Genomic DNA, 19214 nt, shown 5'->3' with positions numbered 1-19214 from the left:
ATGCGCCTCGCCTTACAAAAATTCAGACAGCGCCAGAAACGCACGGCGGCAGCGGCCGCCAGTGCCGAGCGCGGCCAGGCAGCGGCGTCCGCCCACGTGCTCATCATCGTCGAGAACCTGCCGCTGCCCTTCGATCGTCGCGTCTGGCAAGAGGCCTCTGCGCTGCGCGAAGCCGGCTATGCGGTATCGATCATCTGCCCCACCGGCCCGGGCTATCGGCAACGCTACGAACGCATCGACGGCATTGAAATTCATCGCCACCCACTGCCCACCGTTGCCGATAGCGCCTGGGCCTATCCGCTGGAATACTCGGCCGCGTTGTTCTGGCAGCTTGCATTGACGGCGCGTATAGGCCGGCGCAAGAGGATCGACGTCATCCATGCCTGCAACCCGCCGGATACCATCTTTCTGGTGGCGGCCGCCGCCCGCCCGTTCGGCGTGCGTTTTCTGTTCGATCATCACGATCTCTGCCCCGAATTGTTCGTGGCTAAATTCGGCAGTAACGGCGTCATGTATCGCGTAATGCGGGTGCTCGAACGCACCACCTTCGCCCTCGCCCGCGTTTCGATCGCCACCAACGAATCGTTCAAGCGCATCGCCTGCACCCGCGGCGGCATGGATGAGGCGGACGTATTCGTGGTCCGTAGCGGCCCAAACCTGGATCGGGTCCGTCGGGTGGCGCCCGACCCTGCCCTGCATAAGGGCCGCACCTATCTGGTGGGCTATGTCGGTGTGATGGGCGAACAGGAAGGCCTCGAGGATCTGCTGCAGATGATCGCGGATATCGTTCATCGGCGCGGCCGCCGCGATATCCAGTTCTGCCTGGTCGGCTTCGGCCCGTCGCTGGACGGCCTGCGCCGGCTGGCGCAGAAGCTGGCGATCGAGGCTTATGTGGATTTTCCGGGGCGCCTGGCCGGCGACGACCTGATGCGTGTTCTCTCTTCGGCCGATATCTGTGTCAGCCCGGACCCGAAGAATGAAATGAACGACCAGTCCACGATGAACAAGATTCTCGAGTACATGGCGCTGGGTAAAGCCCTCGTGCAATACGACCTCACCGAGGGCCGGGCGTCGGCCGGCGAGGCGTCCTTGTACGCGCGTCCCGGTGATCGTGACGACTTCACCGACAAGATACTCGCACTGCTCGACGATCCCGCGCTGCGCGAAAAGCTTGGCGAAACCGGGCGACGCCGTATCGAAGAACGCCTGGCCTGGCATCACGAAATTCCCCAGCTGCTGGCGGCCTACGAACGGGTGCTGGCATGAGCGAAACGCCCCAACAGGCGATGGGTCACCCGCGCATTCTGGTCATCTCGCCGGTGCGCGACGAGGCGCGATTCATCAACGCGGCCATCGACAGCCTCAGCGCGCAGACGGTACGCCCAGCGGCCTGGGTGATCGTCAACGACGGCTCCAGCGACGATACCTCGGCGATCGCCCGTGCACGGGCTGCGCAAACCGACTTCATTCATGTCGTCGACAAACCCGACCGCGGGCGCCGCCAGGTAGGCTCCGGCGTGATCGAGGCGTTCAACTACGGCCTGGCTGCCGCGCCGATTGCGGACTGGGACTATATCGTCAAGCTCGATGCCGATATCACCTACGGGCCGCGCTATATCGAACGCATGCTCGCCGAATTCGCGGCCGACGAGCGCCTGGCCGCGGTATCCGGGCGCGTGTTCCGGCCCGAGCCCGGCGGCGATGTCGAGGAGCGCAAGAGCCCCGATATGGTCTGCGGCCCCTTCAAGTTCTATCGGCGTGCCGCCTTCGAGGCCATCGGCGGCTTCGAACAGACGCTGCAATGGGATGGCATTGATATCCATCGTGCCCGCATGAACGGCTGGCGTACCCGCAATATTCCCGATCCCGAAGCGCGTATCCACCATCACCGGCTGATGGGTTCATCCGAGGTCAGCATCGTGCACGGCAGACTGCGCTGGGGGCGCGGCATCCATTTCATGGGCTACGACCCCGCCTATGCGGTGGCATCGGGTATTTATCGCATGCGTGACTGGCCCTACGGCGTAGGCGGGCTGCTCATCATCGCCGGTTATTTCGGTGCCGCAGCACGCGGCGTGCCGCGCTATCCGGACCCTGCATTCCGGCGCGATCTGCGCCGCTGGCAACGTCGCCAGCTCGCAGCGCTGCCGGCGCGTCTGCTGCGCTCGTTTCGCGGCCGCCGCCACGCGGACAAGGCAGACCAATGAACCTCGGCAAACGCACGTTTTCGGCGCCGGTGTTCCATGGCCTGGCCTATGGCGGGCTCAGCACGGGCTTGCTGCTCACGATCGCGGCGCTGTCGCCCCAGGGCATCAGCGAAAACGACCGCGAGCTGGCGGTGCTGGCGCTTGCGGTCATCGGCGTCGTATTCAGCCGCTACAACCTGATCTGGAAATGGCAGATGGGCCGCCCCGGCTCGATCGGCACCGGCGTAATGGTGAGCTGGCTGCTGTGTGCGGCAGGCTTTGTGTTCCTCGGCTTTCTGACCCGTCGCTCGGGTGAGTACGAACGTCGGGTCATCCTGCTGTGGCTGGTATTCACGCCCGTGCTTTTCGTCATCGCGCATCACATCGTGCGCTATGTCTTCTTTCGCTTTTTCCCCGACTCGATGAAATCGCGCAGCGCGGTGATCGTGTTCGTCAACGAGGGCGCCCAGCGTCTGGCGCATATCCTGTCCGCGCTCGACGTGCCGAAATTCCGCCTGCTGGGTTATTTCGAGGATCGAAGCCCGGAACGAGTCGGCCACCGTCAGGAAGACCGCCCCGTGCTTGGCGGTACCGAAGACGTGGTGGATTACGTGAACAACCACAGCGTTAACGTGGTGTTCGTCGTGCTGCCGCTGGAAGGCGCCGAGCGCGCAACCCATATCGTGCGTCAGCTCGGCGACACCACGGCATCGATCTATTTCATGCCGACCTCACCGCTGTTTCGCAGCGACCAACTCCAGTTCGCCAATATCGGCGGCGTGCCGGTGTTCTCGTTCAGCGACAACCCGTTCTTCGGCGCCGACGGCGTGCTCAAGCGCTTCATGGATATCCTGTTTTCGGCGGGCGTGCTGATTGTTCTCTCGCCGCTGTATCTGCTGCTCGCCGCGCTGATCTGGGCCACGTCGGGCCGCCCCATTCTATTCAGCCAGGAACGCTACGGTCTCGATGGCCGTCGTATCCGCGTACACAAGTTCCGTACCATGCATACGGCCGCCCCCGGGGCCGGTGTTGCCCAGGCCACCCGGAACGATCCGCGCGTGACGCCATTGGGGCGCATCCTTCGCCGCATGTCGCTCGACGAACTGCCCCAGTTCTGGGATGTGCTGCGCGGTGACATGAGCGTGGTCGGCCCGCGCCCGCACGCCATCGAACACAACGAAACCTACCGAGGGTTGATCGAACGCTATATGCTGCGCCACAAGGTACGCCCCGGCCTGACCGGGCTTGCCCAGGTCAACGGCCTGCGCGGCGAAATCCACGAGCTGGACTGCATGGAACGCCGGGTGGACTACGACCTGCGCTATATCCGCACCTGGTCCCCCGGGCTCGACGTCTACATCATATTGCGCACGATTGCGCTGATCTTTCGCGACCGTGCGGCCTACTGAAGTACGCTACATTCTGGCGGCCTCGCTGGTGGCACTGCCCTGCGGTGCGCACGCCGGCGAGCTGCGTCTGTCGCCCTATATCGAAGCCGGTGTGAGCCGCGACAGCAACCTGTTTGCTTCACGCGAAGAGACCCGCGAGGCCGATACGCAGCGCCGGGCCACCGTCGGCGCCGATGCGCGCTGGGGCATGTCGCGCCAGCAACTCTCGCTGCATATCGATCTGAGCCGCCTGAACTACGTCAAGAACGAGCGCCTCGATCACACCGCCTACAACGGCAACTTCGTCTGGAACTACGAAGTGGGCCATGCCCTGCGCGGCCGGCTCTACTACAACCGCTCCCGCGAACTGACCGACTTCGAGAACCGCGGCACGCGCGAGCAGGACTTCATTCGCCTGAGCAACCCGGGCATCGAAACCACGCTGGCCGTGACCCCGCACTGGCAGGTGGTCGGCGGCGTCGATTACCGGCTGCGCCGGCACAGCCTCGACAGCGAGCGCCGCTACGACCGCGACGAACTCGAATCCCGCCTGGCACTGCGCTATATCGGCGCACCACAGACAAGCCTGACCGTCGGCGTGGAGCGTATCGACGGGCGCTACCCCGAACGCGACCCGAACGACCCGCTCGCCCGGCGCTTCGTGCAGCACGAACCGTTCGGACGACTGGACTGGCGTATATCCGGGATCTCCCGGGTTCAGCTACGCGCCGGCTATGCCCACCGCGACAACCGCGGCGGCCAGTCGGAGGATTATTCCGCACCCACGGCCCGGCTGAGCTATATTCGCGACGTCTCGGCAAAGACCCAGCTTCGCTTCACCCTCTCGCAGGATATTTATTCTGCCGACAATATCGACGCCAACGCCCTGCGCAGCCGCGGCGCCGAGGTGGCCCTCGATTGGGAATACAGTCCGGCGATCGAACTCACCGCTCGCGGCGCCTGGAACCGGCGCGACTATCAGCAGACCTCGGTTGCCGACGACTCCCGCCAGGATGAGGTTCGCAACTACGGGCTGGATCTGACCTGGCGGCCACGCCCACAGCTGGCCCTGATCGCCAGCGGCGAGCGCGTCATCCGCGACTCCAGCGAACCCGTCTTCGACTATCGCGAATGGGTCGGCGGCATTGCGGTTCGCGTCACCCTGGATCCGCAGCCGCAGTAGCCGCGTTCAGGCGGGCAGCCCCGGTTTACGCCCACGCAGGGCGTTGAGCACCGAGTAGAGCAGCGCGCGCTGAAAAAGCAGCGCAAGGCCGGCATAGATGAGCACACCGACGCTGACCTGGGCGATCAGCACCAGCGCGGACGACGTGTCCGGCCCGAGCAGCCGCGCAACCCCAACCACCAGCACCGCCATGAGGGTCGCGCTGAGCAGGCTGGGCAGCACCGAACGCAAGAACGCCTGCCGGTCGATCCCGAACACCGGCCGGGCCACGGTGAGATAGAAGCCGGCCATGGCCGAAGTCGAGACCATGCGGGCCACGCCGATGGCGATCAGCCCGAGCGGCGCCAACAGCCAGAGCGCGATCGCGACGCAAACCAGCTCAGCGGCCAACGCCAGACAGCACAGGCGGGCCTCGCCCCGTGCGGCCAGCGCGGTCATCAGAAAATGCGTTGTCGCGCCGACGCCGCCGGCCAGCGCAAGCCCGGCCGCGATGGGCCCGGCCGCGGCCCAGCGTTCGCCGCCGAGCAAGGCGATGAGCGTGGGCGCACAGGCCGCCAGGCCAAAGAACACCGGCAGCAGAACCATCGCGGTATGCGACACCGTGCTCGCCACCGCGGCGCGCAGGCGCTGCGGGGCATCCTGGGCGCGCACGAAAAACGACATCGCGATGTTGTGGCTCACCGAGGCCGTCGGCCCGCGAACCGGTTCGATAATGCGCAACGCCATATTCAGATAGCCCGCGCCTTCGAGGCCGAACAGGCGGGCCACGACCCCCTGAAAGACCGCGTCGCCGGCCTTGTCCACGCAACGCGCGGCAAAAAACCAGCCTGCGACACCGGAGAGCTCCCCCAACCCGCCGAGCGACCAGGCCGGGCGCAGCCGTACCGGGTTGTCGACGACCAGCCATGCCAGCGTGACGAAACGCGAAACGAGCCGTACGGCCAGCAGCGACCACACGCCGACGCCCGAGAACACCAGGCCAAGACCCACACCCACGCCGAGCACATCGCCGGCCAGATTGGACCAGGCAATACGGGTAAAGGCCCGATGGCGGCGTGCCATGGCGGTAAAGATCGCCACCCCGGCATGGGCGAGCAGGATAGGGCTGAAACCGGCCACCAGCCAGGCCAGCGTGACCGTCTCGCTGGTGGCCGGATAGACACGCGCGATGACCGCGGCGGCCGCAAAGCTGGCCGCGATCAGCGCCACCGAGCCGGCCAGCACCAGCGCCAGTGCGCCGGCGAACTGCGAGCGCGAAATCACGCGCCGTTGCACCAGCGATTCCTCGAACGGCGCCGTGACCACGATCGCCAGCAGGCTGACGATGACGATGGTGAGCGAGGCTCGGCCGAATATCTCCGGCGACAGCCAGTAGGCGAATACCACCGTGGTGACGAGCTTCAACAGAATACGCCCGACCGCGTCCGCCAGCGACGAAGACAGCCATTTCAGCATGGCGCCCTCTGCGTTTTGCGGCGCGAACGCGCGACAATACGCGCATGACACGCGATTACCCGCTGGAAGAACTCATCGCCGGCCTTTTGCCGGCAGGCGCGGTCGTACGGGCCGGGCCGATCGCCCCGGCCGGCGCCCTGCCGCCTGTCGAGGCAGCGCTGGTCGAGCGCGCCGTTGAAACGCGGCGTGCCGAATTCGCGAGCGCGCGTACGCTCGCCCGCGCGGCCCTGGCGTCCCTCGGGCGCCCGGTCGCGGCACTGGGCGCCAGCCGCGATGCCGGCCCGGCCTGGCCGGGGGGCGTGACCGGCAGCCTTACCCATGCCGATGGCGTGGCGGCCGTGGCCGTGGCGTATCGACATGCGATCGCCGCGATCGGTCTCGATATCGAAGGGCCGCGCGCCCTCGCTGCGCCTGCCTGGCCGAGCGTGTTCACGGCCAGCGAACGCGCGGGCCTGGCCGACGAGCGCGATGCGGTGCGCCTGTTCTCGGCCAAGGAGGCGGCCTACAAATGTCTCGCCGGGCTCGGTCGGGCAGCGACCGACTTTGTCGATTTCGAGTTGATCGCCGCGGCGAATGGTTATCGCCTGCAAATGGCCGACCTTCCGCCACGTCTCGATATCGTGGTGCGCAGCCTTGTTCAGGGCGAACGCATCGTCTGTGTGGCCTGTACTCATTCGCCCGAGGGCCAGCCGGCCTGAAGCCAGGCGATCAGCGTTTCGATCAACACCATTCGCTCGGCGTTACGTGAAAACGTGTGGTCGGCCGACGGCAGAAAATGTTCTTCCAGATGCCCGCCCAGGTCCACGCCGGCCTGTGCCAACGCACGGCGTAGCTGCCCGGAATGGTTGTAGTAGCTGTGGGTCGCGCCCGAATAGGCATAGAACAGCCGCACGTCGCGTTTCGCGAGCAGGGCCAGATCGTGGGCCAGCGTGTCGCGTTCCGGCATCTGAAAGAAATCGACGCCTTCGAGCACTGCTCGATCAGCGTCGGCCGGGGCGCCGAACTTGCGTTCGAACCAGTTCTGCCAGCGTCTGGGCGAGGCCAGACGATGTGCGACATAGCGCCATTTGAAGCCGGCCGTGATCGCGCCATGGCCGTCGATCTGGGCCATGCCCAGGACTGCGTCATTGGCCATGGCCACCCGGTGCGCATCGTCGGCACCGCTGCACAGGCCGAACAACACCACGCCCGCAGCGCCGGTGCGAGTCTGCAGCAGCTCGATGGCGGCCGCGCATTCGGCCAGAAGTTCTTCGTCACGCTCGGCGGCAAGCGGACGCTTCGGCTTGCGGCTTTCTCCCATGCCGGCATAGTCGAAGCGCAGGCTGGCAAAACCGGCATCGCCCAGCGCCCGCGCCACCGCAACCGACAGGCCTCGCGGACCGACCCGGTGCTCGAGCCCCGAGTTGAGAAACAATACCGCAGGCCGCTCGCGCGCCTGTGGTGCATCCGGCTCGCAGAACATGCCCACCAGATGGGATTCATGACCGAAACGCAGCGGTATCTCAGGCATCTCAGGCAAGCACCCGGTCGAGCATTGGCTGGGCGGATTGCGGCAGCGCAACCCGACGGTATTGCGCACGTATGTCCATCCAGTCCATCGCCTCCGGCATTTCGACGATATGCCCGCCCCGGGCGGCGACCGTATCAATGACCGGCTGCCGCACTTCGCCGGGGCTCAAGGCCAGATCCCAGTCATCCGTTCGCGCCTGGGCATAATCCATGAGCCGTGCGCCGGCCAGTTCGTCCACGACGGCCGACGGCCAGTGAAAGCCCAGATACTCATCACCGCCACGCTCGGCGTGATGATGCCGACGCGGCCGATATCGGTTCATGTTGTGCGTCTGGCTTTCGTGCATCACGCCGATCTGCTGCAGATAGGTTTTGCCGTCGACCACCGGATCCCAGAGCAGCAGGCGACGGCGCTCGCGGGTCTGAGCACTCGCCGCCGCCGCGATCAATGCCCCGGTCCGCACGCCAACAATTCGAACATGGGACAGCGCGGTCGTATCCCGCAGCCATGCAATGGCTTCGCCGGTATCGGCGATCCAGCGCGCCCAGCTGGCCTCGTGCTGGCGACCGTGGCTTTCCCCGGTACAGCCATAGTCGAAGCGCAGCACATGGGCATTGCGGGCGGCCGCTGTTTCGGCGAGCTGCCAGCAGGCCCGATAAGCCCGCATGTACTCGTAGCCGATGCCCTGGCAGATCAGCAGCGCGGTTTCCGGGCCGGGCGCATCTGCTGGCGGCTGATGATAGGCGCCATAGAGCGCGCCTCCGGTACCGAAAAAGAACGGCTCCATCGCCACCTCAGGAAGACCGCGACAGGCCCAGACGTGCCATCAGACCGTCGCGACGCCCGCCCTCGCCGTTTCTCGTGTCATCGTTTTGCGGCTCGGGCTCCGCCGGTGTTGCGCTCGAATCCGCCGACGCCTGTGTTTGATCAGCGCCGCCCTCAGCGGGTTGGGCCGGATTCTTGTTGGCCAGCCGCATGGCGAGCTGGGCCAGGCTATCAAGCATCATTGCCCGTACCGGCACCTCCACACCATGACGTTCGCGGGCTGCGGCCACCGCGCGTACCGCCAACAGGGAATGGCCGCCCATGTCGATGAACGTGTCCTGTGCCCCGGGCGCTATATCGTGGCCAAGCGCCTCTGCCCAGAGCGCGGTGATCGCGCCCATCGCATCGGCATCCACGGCCGGGGCCGCGGCCTCGGCTCGCGTTTTTTCGAACGGGTCGACAAGCGCATTCCGATCGATCTTGCCGTTGGCCAGGCGTGGCCATTCGTTTTGGACCACGAACTGCTGGGCGACCATATGCAACGGCAGACGTTCGCGCAGATAACGGCGTAGCGCGGTCGGTTCGATCTCTTTATGACCGACCGCCGGCTTCCACCAGGCGACGAGCTGATCATCGCCCTCGCCGGCCGAGCGTACGCCGACCACCGCCTCTTCAACCGCCGGATGCGACGTAAGCGCGGTTTCGATTTCGCCCAGCTCGATACGAAAGCCGCGCAGCTTGACCTGGGTATCCGCGCGACCGATGAATTCGATGCGGCCATCGTCGCGCCAGCGGCATAGGTCGCCGGTGCGATAACGCCGCGCGCCGGGGCCACCGTCGGGGTCGGGCACGAAGCGCTCGGCGGTCAGTTCTTCACGGCCGACATAGCCCGCGCTCACACCCGCGCCGCCAACCAGCAGTTCGCCGGTTTCGCCGACCGCGACCGGCCGGTCCTGGGCATCGACGATACAGGCGCGCCAGCCCGCGATCGGCGGGCCGATAGTCGGCGGGCCATCGGCGCTCGTGTCGCCCACCGTCGCGAATACGGTGGTTTCAGTCGGGCCATAGCATTCCACGACCCGGCTCACCCCGGGCTGGGCCTCGAGTTTCGCGACCAGATCCCGACGCAGTGGTTCGCCGCCGACGAATACTGTTTTTACGCTCGCGGGCAGTTCAACGTGGCGCAGCAATGCGGCAAAGGCCGAGGGCACACCGCTGACCAGCGTGGGGGGCGTGGCCAGCGGGTTCACCAGCGCAAGCAGATCGTCTACCAGCACCACCGTCTTGCCGCGCGAGAGCGGCACGAACAGCTCGAATACCGAGAAATCGAAACAGATCGAAGCGGAGGCCAGCATGCGCTCGATCTCCGCGTCCGCCAGCGCCTGTTTCGCCCAGGCCAGGAATGCCATGACGTTACGATGACGTACCGACACGCCTTTGGGCCGGCCGGTCGAACCCGAGGTATAGATCACATAGGCCTCGCGTTCCCCGTCGACGCCCGGCTCCGGTACCGGCCCGGTCGCGGCCATCGCCGTCTCCAGGCTCAGCGTCGGCGTATCGCCCAGTACGCGATCCGCCTCGTCGACCAGGGTCAGCACGACCGCGCTGTCCTCGGCGGTGAAACGCAGGCGCTCCGCGGGGTAGTTCGGGTCCATCGGCACATAGGCCGCCCCGGCCTTGAGTACGCCCAGCATTGCCGCGATTACGGCCGGCGTGCGCGCAGCGCACAGGCCGACGCGATCGCCGGCGCCGACACCCTGCGCTGCCAATGCGGCCGCGATACGATCCGAGGCCTGCGCCAGGCGCGCATAGTCCCAGTCGCCGCTGGCATGGGCGATGGCGATGCTCGTCGGCGCGGCCGCGGCTGCCCGGCCCAGCGCCGTGACCAGATCCGCGTTCGGATCGAGCGCCAGCGCCGGCGGGTTGAAGCGTGCGCCGGGGTCGTCGCGCTCTGCCGCCGTCACGGGCAGCGCATCGAGTGACACATCGATATCGTCAAGCGCGGCGGCGAGCACGGCCTCGTAGTCGGCCAGCCAGGCGCCGATCATGTCGGCATCGAACAGTGCGGTCGCGTAATCGCAGTCGATCCACCATTCGTCGTCACCGATTTCCAGATCGAAATGCAGGTCGAACTGGGTCGTGGTCTTGACCGGCTCGTCGAGCTTGCTGGTCAGCTCCGGCATGACGGGATGCCCATCTTCCGGGGCACAGTTGAACACGATTTCGGCCAGCGGCAGGCGTGAAGGATCACGCGGACCGGGCACTTCGCGCAGAATCTGACCGAAGGTCGCCCCGGCATGCGCGCTCGCGCTGCTGATCATGCTGCGTACCGTGGCGAGCAGATCGGCGAACGACGCATTGTCGGCCGCCGTGAGTCGCAGCGGCAGGGTCTGCACACAGTGACCGAAAAGCTCCGTCTTGCCTTCCAGCACCTGCCCCGCCACCGGCATGGCCACGACGATATCGCGCTGGCCGGTCAGGCGCATGACCAGCGCTGCGAAGGCGGCGAAGGTCACGGCATAGCGGGTGATCGAACGCTCGGTGGCAACGGCGGTAACGCGTTCGGTCACCGCGTCCGACAGGCGATGTCGCAGGGTCGAACCTTCGGCCCGGCGTGGCACGGGGCGAGCGCTCAGGGTTGGCAGGCTCAGCGGCGGCGGCGCAGTTGCATAGAGTTCGCGCCACCAGGCCAGATCGGGTCCGGCATCGCGGGCGACGAGTGTCTGTACATGGTGCGAAAACGGCACCGCGGCGGGCAGCGCCGGCGCTCGGTGTTCCACCTTGGCAGCGTAGAGAGCGCTCAGGTCGCGGAAAAACAGCATCGACGACCAGCCGTCGCAGACCAGGTGATGCAGCATCACGCCGACGTCGTAGCGATCGTCGGCCACGCGATGAACCGCCACCTCGGCAAGCGCTGTGTCCGGATCGGACAGATCCAGTATGCGTTCACTCATGGCGCCGATCGCGGTATCGGCTTCGTGCTGGGGCTGCGCACTATCGCGTTGATCGATCCAGTGCAACTCCACCAGCCGCGCACCGTCGGCCCGATACTGGCGTTCGCCGTCGGCCGAAAAACGCAGGGACAGGGCCTCGTGCCGCGCGGCGGCGGCCTCGACGGCCGCAGCGAAGGCGCCATGGTCGAGCGAGCCCCGCAGCCGCAGGCGACAGACCTGGTTATAGGCCGCGGCCACGTCCGGATCCACCTGCTGGGCCAGCCAGATTTCACGCTGGGCCTCGATCAGGGGCATCGATTCGCCCACCGCGAGAGCCGCCGGCTCGGCGGCGTCGTGGCCAGGCCGCGCGTTCACCGCCGTACCCGAGCCGCCCGGCAAGGCACCGGCCTGCACCATGGCGTCCACACCGTCGAGAATCGCTCGTTCGACGGTGGCGATGTCCTTGTCGGTATGAGCGATCGAGAAGAAACAGTTCTGTGCGGCGTCGCGCACATACACACCGTGTGCGACCAGCCAGGGCGCCAACAGCACGGCCAGCGGCTGGTCCGGGGGCGAATCGAAGCGGAACCACGACGAGAAGTGACGAATACGAAGCGGTACGCCGCGTGCCTCCATCGCCGTATTGATGCGCTGGGCGAACCCGGCGGTGGCGGCATCCAGCGCGCGCTGAGAGGCGCCGGCATCGCTTTCGATCCAGTCGAGTACCACGTCGGCGGCCGCCATGGCCAGGGGATGGCGGACATGGGTACCCGCAAAGAAGGTCATCGGGGTTTCCGGGATCGAATCGTCGTCAAAGCGCCAGCGCCCGCCGTCGATTGCGTCCAGCCAGCGCGCGCTGCCGGCCAGCGCGCCGATGGGCATGCCGCCGCCGAGGATCTTGCCGTAGGTGCACATGTCCGCGCCGATCTCCCAGCGCCGGTTGATACCGCCCGGGGCACAGCGAAAGCCGGTAATCATCTCGTCGAGAATCAACGCCGTGCCTGACTGGGCCGTAATACGTCGCACCTCTTTCACGAAGGCTTCGGGCTGGCGGTCCGGATAGCGGCTCTGAACCGGCTCCACCAGTACCGCCGCAATCCGGTCGGCATGTTCGCGCAGAATCGACAGCGATTCCTGCGTGCCGTAGTCGAGCACGATGACGTCGTCCACGCCATGCCGGGCCGCACCGGGCACGCCCGGGCGCGTACGCAGCTGATCACCGGTTACATGGGCACGGCCCAGGACTTCGTCGAAGGTGCCGTGGTAATCGCCGGTGAAATACACCACGGTATGCCGCCCGGTGACGGTACGAGCACAGCGCAGCGCGGCCATGACCGCCTCCGAGCCGGTGGTGGTGAACGTGGCGCGCTCGTGTCCGGTCAAGCGACACAGCCGCTCGGCAATCCGCGGGGCCGTGGGCATCTGGGGGCCGAGTTCGAAACCGCGATCGAGCTGGGCGTGGACGGCCTGTCGAACCGCGGGATGCCCGTGGCCGAGAAACGCCACGCCCAGACTCATGGTGACGTCGATATAGTCGTTGCCGTCGATATCGGTGAGCCGGGCACCCTCGCTGGCCTGCATGGCAATCTGGTACGTCAGCCCCTTCCAGTCGCGATGAAACCCGACCACATGGCGCGGGTCGGCCATGTATCTCGGCCCGCTTTCTGCCAGCGCGCGCGACGAGGGCGTGCGTTCGCTCAGGCGCGTGGTCAGTGTCGCGATGAATGACCGCTGGGCGGCGGTCAGCGACGCGTCGCGGCCGGTCGCCACGGGTTTATAGGGCCCGAACCGGCCGCTGTACGCGTTCGACTGATCGGCCTGCCGGCGGCCGTGAAGCGCTATGCCCGTACCGGTGTCATCGCTCGAATGGCTTGGCGCGGCGGCCCTGCCATCGTGGGTCGGCTGGGCGACAGGCGGCGCTGACGGAGCGGCGCCCAGCAGGGCCAGCTGCTGCTGCATCAGCGCCAGCTGCTGTTCGACGATACGGTGCGTATCGCTGCCCGCGGACGTGCCCGCGGCCTGCGACTGCGAGGCAGGCGGCCAGGCCGCCGGCTGCGACGGCGCGGCGGGCGCCGATGCGCTGGATACGCTCGCTGGCTGCGTTGACGCAGGCTGTGCCGCGGCGGGCTGGGTGGGTACGGCTGGAGCAGGCGCAGGCTCCACCGGCGGTGGCATCTGCGCGTCCAGATGGGCAGCCAGCGCATCCAGCGTTTCCAAACGTTCGAGCAGATCCCGAAAGCGAATCGTAACCCCGAAGATCCGGGAAATCTCGGACGCGGCCTGGGTGAGGAACATCGAATCCATGCCGAGCCCGGCAAAGGTGCGCTCGGCGAGTTCCTGGTTGATATCGATGCCGGAAAGGTCATGGAACAGCGTGCGCAGGCGCTCACGCAGTTCGGGTACGCGATCGGGTACGGGCATGACGGTCTCGTTGGAGGAGATGGGCAAGCTGTCGGCAGCCGCCAGCGGCGCGGCCTGCTCCGATCCACGCTGCGGCGGATCGATCCAGTAGCGCTTGCGTTCAAAGGGATAGGTCGGCAGATGCAGGCGTCGGCGCGGCGATTGTTCATGACCAAACACGCCGGCCCAGTCCGGGGTCACCCCCGCCTGCCAGAGCGCGCCGAGCGCCTTGAGCAGGGCCACGTCGGCCGGGGTGTCGTCGCGTGGGCCGGCCTGGCTCGGCACGGCCGACAACGGCGAACCGGTGCCGCTCTGCTGACCGATCGCAGCCGTGAGCTGGCCGCCCGGGCCGCATTCGACAAACACCGGCTCGAGCTGTCGTTGCGCGGTTTCGATCGCGGGGGCGAAGCGCACCGCCTGGCGCATCTGGCGCGACCAGTAATCGGGGGCGCACATATCCTCGTCCGCCAGCAGCGCGCCGGTCAGCGTCGATACGACCGGCCGGCGTGCCGGGGACCGAGTGATCGCGGCGACCGCCGCTTCCAGGGGCGCCATGGCCGGGGCCATGGCACGGCTGTGGAATGCATGCGATGTGGCCAGCCGGGTGTTGCGTATACCGGCGTCATCGAGTCGCTGGGCGAGCATGTCGATCGCGCCGTGCGCGCCCGAAACCACGCACAGTTCCGGGGCATTGATCGCGCTGACCTCGACCGTGTCGTCAAGGTATGCATCGAGTCCATCAGCGGCTGCATGCACCGCCAGCATGGCGCCCGGTGCCTGCTCCGCCATCAGCCGCGCACGGGTGGCAATCAGCTGGCAGGCATCGGCTTCACCGAATACGCCGGCGAGCACGGCCGCGGCGAATTCGCCCACGCTATGGCCCAACAGCATATCGGGCTCCACCCCCCAGGCCCGCCATTGATAAGCCAATGCCAGCTCTATCGCAAAGATCGCCGGCTGGGTCGTGGCCGTATCGTTCAGCCGTTGTGCTGCGGTTTCGAGCGTCGTGGCGTCGGGCGTGATCAGGGTTCGGATATCGAGCCCGAGCGGCTCTTCCAGACCGCCGGCAAGCCGGTCCACGCTGTCGCGGAATACGCCGGGCGTTTCGTACAGCGCGCGGCCCATGCCCGGGTACTGCGCGCCCTGCCCCGGAAAGACGAACGCCACGGGCGGCGCGTCGGCCTCGGTGGCGGGCTGGTTCGCACTGCGTCGCGCGGCACCGGCCAGCGCCTGTGCCGCCTCGGCAACGGTCGTGGCCACGATCGAAATACGATGACTCATTGCCGCGCGCCCGACGGCCAGTGTCCAGGCCACATCGGCGAGCACGGCGTCGGGATGCTGCTCAAGCCATTCCGCCAGCGCGGTGCAGCGGGCGGCCAGCGCCGTGGGCGTACGCGCGGAGAGCACCAACAGCTGCGGTTCACGTACCGGTGCGTGGCCGACTGCCCGCGGCGGGGCTTCGGCCACGATGACGTGGGCGTTGGTGCCGCCCACGCCGAAGGACGACACCCCGGCAATACGCGGACGCTCGGGCTCCGAGGGCCACGGCGTGAGCTGTTCGACCACCTTGAACGCGGTCGATGCAAAATCGATACGCGGATTGGGCCGTTTGTAGTGAAGGGTCGGGGGCAGACGGCCCTCGCGGACTGCATGTACCGTTTTTACCAGCCCGGCAAGGCCGGCCGCGGAATCCAGGTGGCCGACGTTGGGCTTGACCGAGCCCAGCCATACCGGCGCGCCCTGGGCGCCGCCGCTGCGCCAGGCCATGGCCAGCCCTTCTACTTCGATGGGGTCGCCCAGCGGCGTACCCGTGCCGTGGGCCTCGATATAGCCGACCTCGTCGGGGCTGACCCCGGCGGCGCGCTGGGCCGCATGAACCACCGCCGCCTGGCCGGCCGGGCTGGGCGCAGTGAAACTCATCTTGGCTGCGCCGTCGTTGTTGATCGCGCTGCCGCGGATCACGGCCAGAATCTCGCTGCCATCGGCCACGGCATCTTCGTAGCGCTTGAGCACCACCGCGCCCAGGCCGCTGGAGAAGACCGTGCCACAGGCACCCTCGTCGAAGGTGCGTACATGCCCGTCCAGCGACGCCATACCGCCTTCCTGGGCGAAATAGCCCTGCGCCTGCGGCAGGCCGATGGACACGCCGCCCGCGATGGCCAGACGTGATTCGCCGGCCAACAGACTCATACAGGCCTGATGAACCGCGACCAGCCCGGTGGAACAGGCGGTCTGTATGTTGAGCGCGGGGCCGGTCAGCCCGAATTTGTAGGCGGTACGGGTCGGCAGGTAGTCCTTGTCGTTGGACACCATCGCGGTAAAGCTTTCCACCCCGCGAATGCGTACCTGATCCTCGATCGCGGCCCGGTCATGCAGGATGTTGTGGAGCAGATAGGGCTCCAGATAGCCGGCGCCGGCAAATACACCGACATTGGCGCCGTCGCGGCTCGGGTCTACGCCGGCCTGTTCGAGCGCCGCCCAGGCGGTCTCCAGCCACAGCCGTTGCTGCGGGTCGATCAACGCGGCTTCGCGCGGGGTGATGCCGAAAAACGCGGCGTCGAAATATTCGATATCGTCGAGTACGCCGCGGGCGGCAACGAAGCCGGGCTGGGAGAACAGCGCGTCGATATCGGGCTCGTGGGGACGCAGCGCATCGGCGTCGAAATGGGTGATGGATTCGACCCCGGCCACCAGGTTCGCCCAGAAGGTGTCGGTATCGCCCGCGCCGGGGAAACGCCCGGCCATACCCACGATCGCGATTCGCCGATCCCCTGTTGTCACGGGCGCATTGTCGACAGGCGTCTGCGCTGCGACCGCGGCCACGCGGGTGGTCGCGTCGGTGAGGCGTTCGGCCAGCTTGCGAATGGTGGCGTACTGGAACAGCTCCGCGATCGACGGTGCCTCGCCGTAGGTCTGGGCGATGCGACCACGAGCGACCACCAGCGAAAGCGAATCGCCGCCGATATCGAAGAAACTGTCGTCAATGCCGGGGCGCGGCACGCCGGTGACCTCGGTCCAGATTTCGGCGAGCGTCTTTTCGATATCGTTACGCGGCGCGATATAGCTGCGGGCACTGGCCGAATCCACCGCGAGATCCGGCATCGGCAGGCTGCGCCGGTCCACCTTGCCGTTCGCGGTCAATGGAAACGACTCCATCGGCATATACACGTTTGGGCACATCACCGACGGCAGGCGCGCGCTCACGTGCGCACGCAGGGCATCTTCATCGAAGTCCGTTTTCAAGCGTAGATAGGCGACCAGCCGCGGGGCCTGATCGCCGACCAGGCGCACCACGGCCTGGGCGACGCTGGCATGGGCGGTAAGCGCGGTTTCGATTTCGCCGGGCTCGATCCGGTGGCCGCGAATCTTGATCTGGTCGTCGCTGCGGCCCAGGCATTTCAACCGCCCCTTGCCCTCGGCGTCGACGTCCCAGCGCGCGAGATCGCCGGTACGGTAGCTACGCTCCGGCGCAACCCCGTCACCCGGAGACCAGTCGATGAACGCCGCCGCGGTGCGCTCGGGATCGTCGAGATAGCCGGCCGCGACGCCGGTACCGCCGATATAGAGTTCGCCTACCACACCGGGGGCGACGAGCGCGCCGCCACTATCGACCACATGACAGCGGGTATTGGCGATGGGCGTGCCGATACCGATATCCTCGCTGTCCAGAACACGCTCGCAGGTCGACCAGACGGTGGTTTCCGTCGGCCCGTACATATTCCACAGCGCGAATTCGCCCCGCGCGCTGGCCAGCAGATCGCGTGCCAGCACGGCATCCATGGCCTCGCCACCCACCATGGCGGTGAAGCCGTCCGGCGCCCGCCATTCAGCCAGGCGCAGCAACCGCCACGTCGAAGGCGTGGCCTGCAGGCGGTTCACGTGGTGGGCCTCGATCAGCCGTGCCAGACGCAGCCCGTCGAAGATGTCCGGATCGCGGGCGATCACTACGCGCGCGCCCACCAGCAACGGGCCGAACAGTTCCAGCACCGCGATATCGAAGGAGAGCGTGGTCACTGCCAGCAGGCAATCGTCGCGGCCAATGCCCGGGCGCTCGATCATCGACTGCAGGAAGTTCATCACGTTGGCATGGGTCAGTACCACGCCCTTCGGCTGACCGCTCGAGCCGGAGGTAAAGATCACATAGGCGGTGTCATCCGCCGCGACCCGCGCCCGGGCCGGTGCCGGGTCGCCCGCCGGGCTCTCTGCCTCGGCCTCGATATCGATAAGCGCCGGCGCGTTGTCCGGCAGCGCCGCGATGACCGAGCTTTCCGTGATCACGCATACCGGCCGGGCAACGTCGAATACCCGTGCCAGCCGCGAGCTGGGGTGGGTCGGATCGCAGGGCACATAGGCCGCCCCCAGGCGTTGTACGGCCAGGGCCGCAATCACCAGGTACTCGGAGCGCGGCAAGAAGATGGCAACGTGGTCGCGTGGCTTGACGCCACGGCGCGCCAGCCGCGCTACCAGCGCATCGATTGCAGCGTCGAGCGAGGCATAGCTCAGCTCGCGGTCCTCGCAGCAAAGCGCGATACGATTCGGTTCAGTGCGAGCCCGCCCTGCCACGGCTTCGTCGATGCTGCGTTCGGCCGGCAACGGGGTCGGCCGGGGCTGCCATTGCGTGACAAGACGTTCGCGATCGACAGGCGCAAGCCAGTCCAGCGAGGTCAGCGGGGCGTCGCCGCCCTGCTCGCCTGCGGACTCCGCTAGCCGAACGAGACGCTCCACCAGTCGGTTGGCCGTGTACGCATCGAAATGGGCCGGGTCGTAGCTCAGATCGAGCATGAGACGGTCGCCACCATAGGCGAACAGCGCAAGCGGATAGCCGGTATGACCGCGCAGGTCGAACTGCCAGTCGTAACCACGCTTATGCGGCGCGACGGCCGCGTCGATGGTCTTGTGATCGTAGATCACGATCGAGTCCATCGACCCCCGGCCGGTGCCGGAGGCGCGCTGAATGCCGAGCAGGCCCAGATGCTGGTGCGAATGCGTTCGACGCTGATCCTGCCGGCGTTCGCGCAGGAAATCGCGCAGCGACATGTCGGGGTCCACGCTGGCGCGCGCGGGGGTGGTATTGATGAGCAGAGCGATCACGCGCTGGGCATCCGGCAGACCGCCCTGGCGACCGGAGCGCGTCACGCCGAAGGTCAGATCGGTTGTGCCGGTATGGCGCCAGAGCAGAATGGCCCAAAGCGCCTCGATCAGCGCCGACCAACCGATCCCGCGATCGCCCAGGAGTGCGTCCAGGCGTGCCGTCGTCTCGCGACTCAGATAAGCCACCGCCCGTTTCGACCGCGGTGCAACGGCGCCATTGGGCGGCGCCTGACCATAGATGCTGGTCAGCATCGGCGCATTGGGTACGCCCTGCAGATACTCGCGCCAGAACTGCCGATCGGC

At 67.0% G+C, this 19214-nt stretch carries 9 protein-coding genes; 5 read left to right on the top strand and 4 right to left on the bottom strand.

Going from position 1 to position 19214, the window contains the following annotated elements; all coding sequences use genetic code 11:
- From CMN27_RS06610 to CMN27_RS06595, 4 genes are read left to right on the top strand one after another with little or no spacing between them, the layout of a single operon-like run.
- Positions 1-1266 (top strand): glycosyltransferase family 4 protein, encoded by a 1266-nt coding sequence (locus CMN27_RS06610; protein ID WP_293625000.1) that lies wholly within the window; start codon positions 1-3, stop codon positions 1264-1266.
- Positions 1263-2207, top strand: a complete 945-nt coding sequence (locus CMN27_RS06605) for a glycosyltransferase family A protein (RefSeq protein ID WP_293624999.1) — start codon at positions 1263-1265, stop codon at positions 2205-2207. Before CMN27_RS06610 ends, CMN27_RS06605 begins: the two co-directional genes overlap by 4 nt.
- On the top strand, positions 2204-3595 hold the full coding sequence (locus CMN27_RS06600; protein WP_293624998.1) for an undecaprenyl-phosphate glucose phosphotransferase: 1392 nt from the start codon (positions 2204-2206) through the stop codon (positions 3593-3595). The genes CMN27_RS06605 and CMN27_RS06600 overlap by 4 nt, the downstream gene beginning before the upstream one ends.
- A complete protein-coding gene (locus CMN27_RS06595; protein WP_293624997.1) occupies positions 3582-4757 on the top strand; it encodes an outer membrane beta-barrel protein in 1176 nt (391 codons plus the stop codon). Before CMN27_RS06600 ends, CMN27_RS06595 begins: the two co-directional genes overlap by 14 nt.
- 6 nt (positions 4758-4763) lie before the next feature.
- On the opposite strand, the gene CMN27_RS06590 is transcribed toward CMN27_RS06595, so the two are convergent.
- Positions 4764-6212, bottom strand: coding sequence for an oligosaccharide flippase family protein (locus CMN27_RS06590; RefSeq protein WP_293624996.1), 1449 nt, complete (start codon positions 6210-6212; stop codon positions 4764-4766).
- 44 nt (positions 6213-6256) lie between these two features.
- Here CMN27_RS06590 and CMN27_RS06585 point away from each other — a divergent pair, with 44 nt between their 5' ends.
- Positions 6257-6910 (top strand): 4'-phosphopantetheinyl transferase superfamily protein, encoded by a 654-nt coding sequence (locus CMN27_RS06585; protein ID WP_293624995.1) that lies wholly within the window; start codon positions 6257-6259, stop codon positions 6908-6910.
- On the opposite strand, the gene CMN27_RS06580 is transcribed toward CMN27_RS06585, so the two are convergent.
- The 3 genes from CMN27_RS06580 to CMN27_RS06570 form a co-directional block, all read right to left on the bottom strand.
- The gene (locus CMN27_RS06580; RefSeq protein WP_293624994.1) at positions 6883-7722 is read right to left on the bottom strand and encodes a hypothetical protein; all 840 of its coding nucleotides are present in this window, start codon (positions 7720-7722) and stop codon (positions 6883-6885) included. The genes CMN27_RS06585 and CMN27_RS06580 overlap by 28 nt on opposite strands.
- Position 7723: 1 nt before the next feature.
- Positions 7724-8509, bottom strand: coding sequence for a hypothetical protein (locus CMN27_RS06575; protein WP_293624993.1), 786 nt, complete (start codon positions 8507-8509; stop codon positions 7724-7726).
- A gap of 7 nt (positions 8510-8516) precedes the next feature.
- Positions 8517-19214 (bottom strand): non-ribosomal peptide synthetase/type I polyketide synthase (locus tag CMN27_RS06570; RefSeq protein WP_293624992.1); only part of this gene is annotated, 10698 nt, incomplete at its 5' end.

Origin of the sequence: Salinisphaera sp. (genome assembly GCF_002729955.1) — a bacterium.
Classification (GTDB): domain Bacteria; phylum Pseudomonadota; class Gammaproteobacteria; order Nevskiales; family Salinisphaeraceae; genus Salinisphaera.
The sequence above is the reverse complement of the archived record's forward strand: the minus strand, read 5'-3'. Positions and strand labels throughout refer to the sequence as shown.

Excerpts from the sequence above, each read along its gene's own strand:
- CMN27_RS06610 (WP_293625000.1), top strand. The coding sequence starts at position 1 with ATGCGCCTCGCCTTACAAAAATTCAGACAGCGCCAGAAACGCACGGCG.
- CMN27_RS06605 (WP_293624999.1), top strand. The coding sequence starts at position 1,263 with ATGAGCGAAACGCCCCAACAGGCGATGGGTCACCCGCGCATTCTGGTC.
- CMN27_RS06600 (WP_293624998.1), top strand. The coding sequence starts at position 2,204 with ATGAACCTCGGCAAACGCACGTTTTCGGCGCCGGTGTTCCATGGCCTG.
- CMN27_RS06590 (WP_293624996.1), bottom strand. The coding sequence starts at position 6,212 with ATGCTGAAATGGCTGTCTTCGTCGCTGGCGGACGCGGTCGGGCGTATT.
- CMN27_RS06585 (WP_293624995.1), top strand. The coding sequence starts at position 6,257 with ATGACACGCGATTACCCGCTGGAAGAACTCATCGCCGGCCTTTTGCCG.
- CMN27_RS06580 (WP_293624994.1), bottom strand. The coding sequence starts at position 7,722 with ATGCCTGAGATACCGCTGCGTTTCGGTCATGAATCCCATCTGGTGGGC.
- CMN27_RS06575 (WP_293624993.1), bottom strand. The coding sequence starts at position 8,509 with ATGGAGCCGTTCTTTTTCGGTACCGGAGGCGCGCTCTATGGCGCCTAT.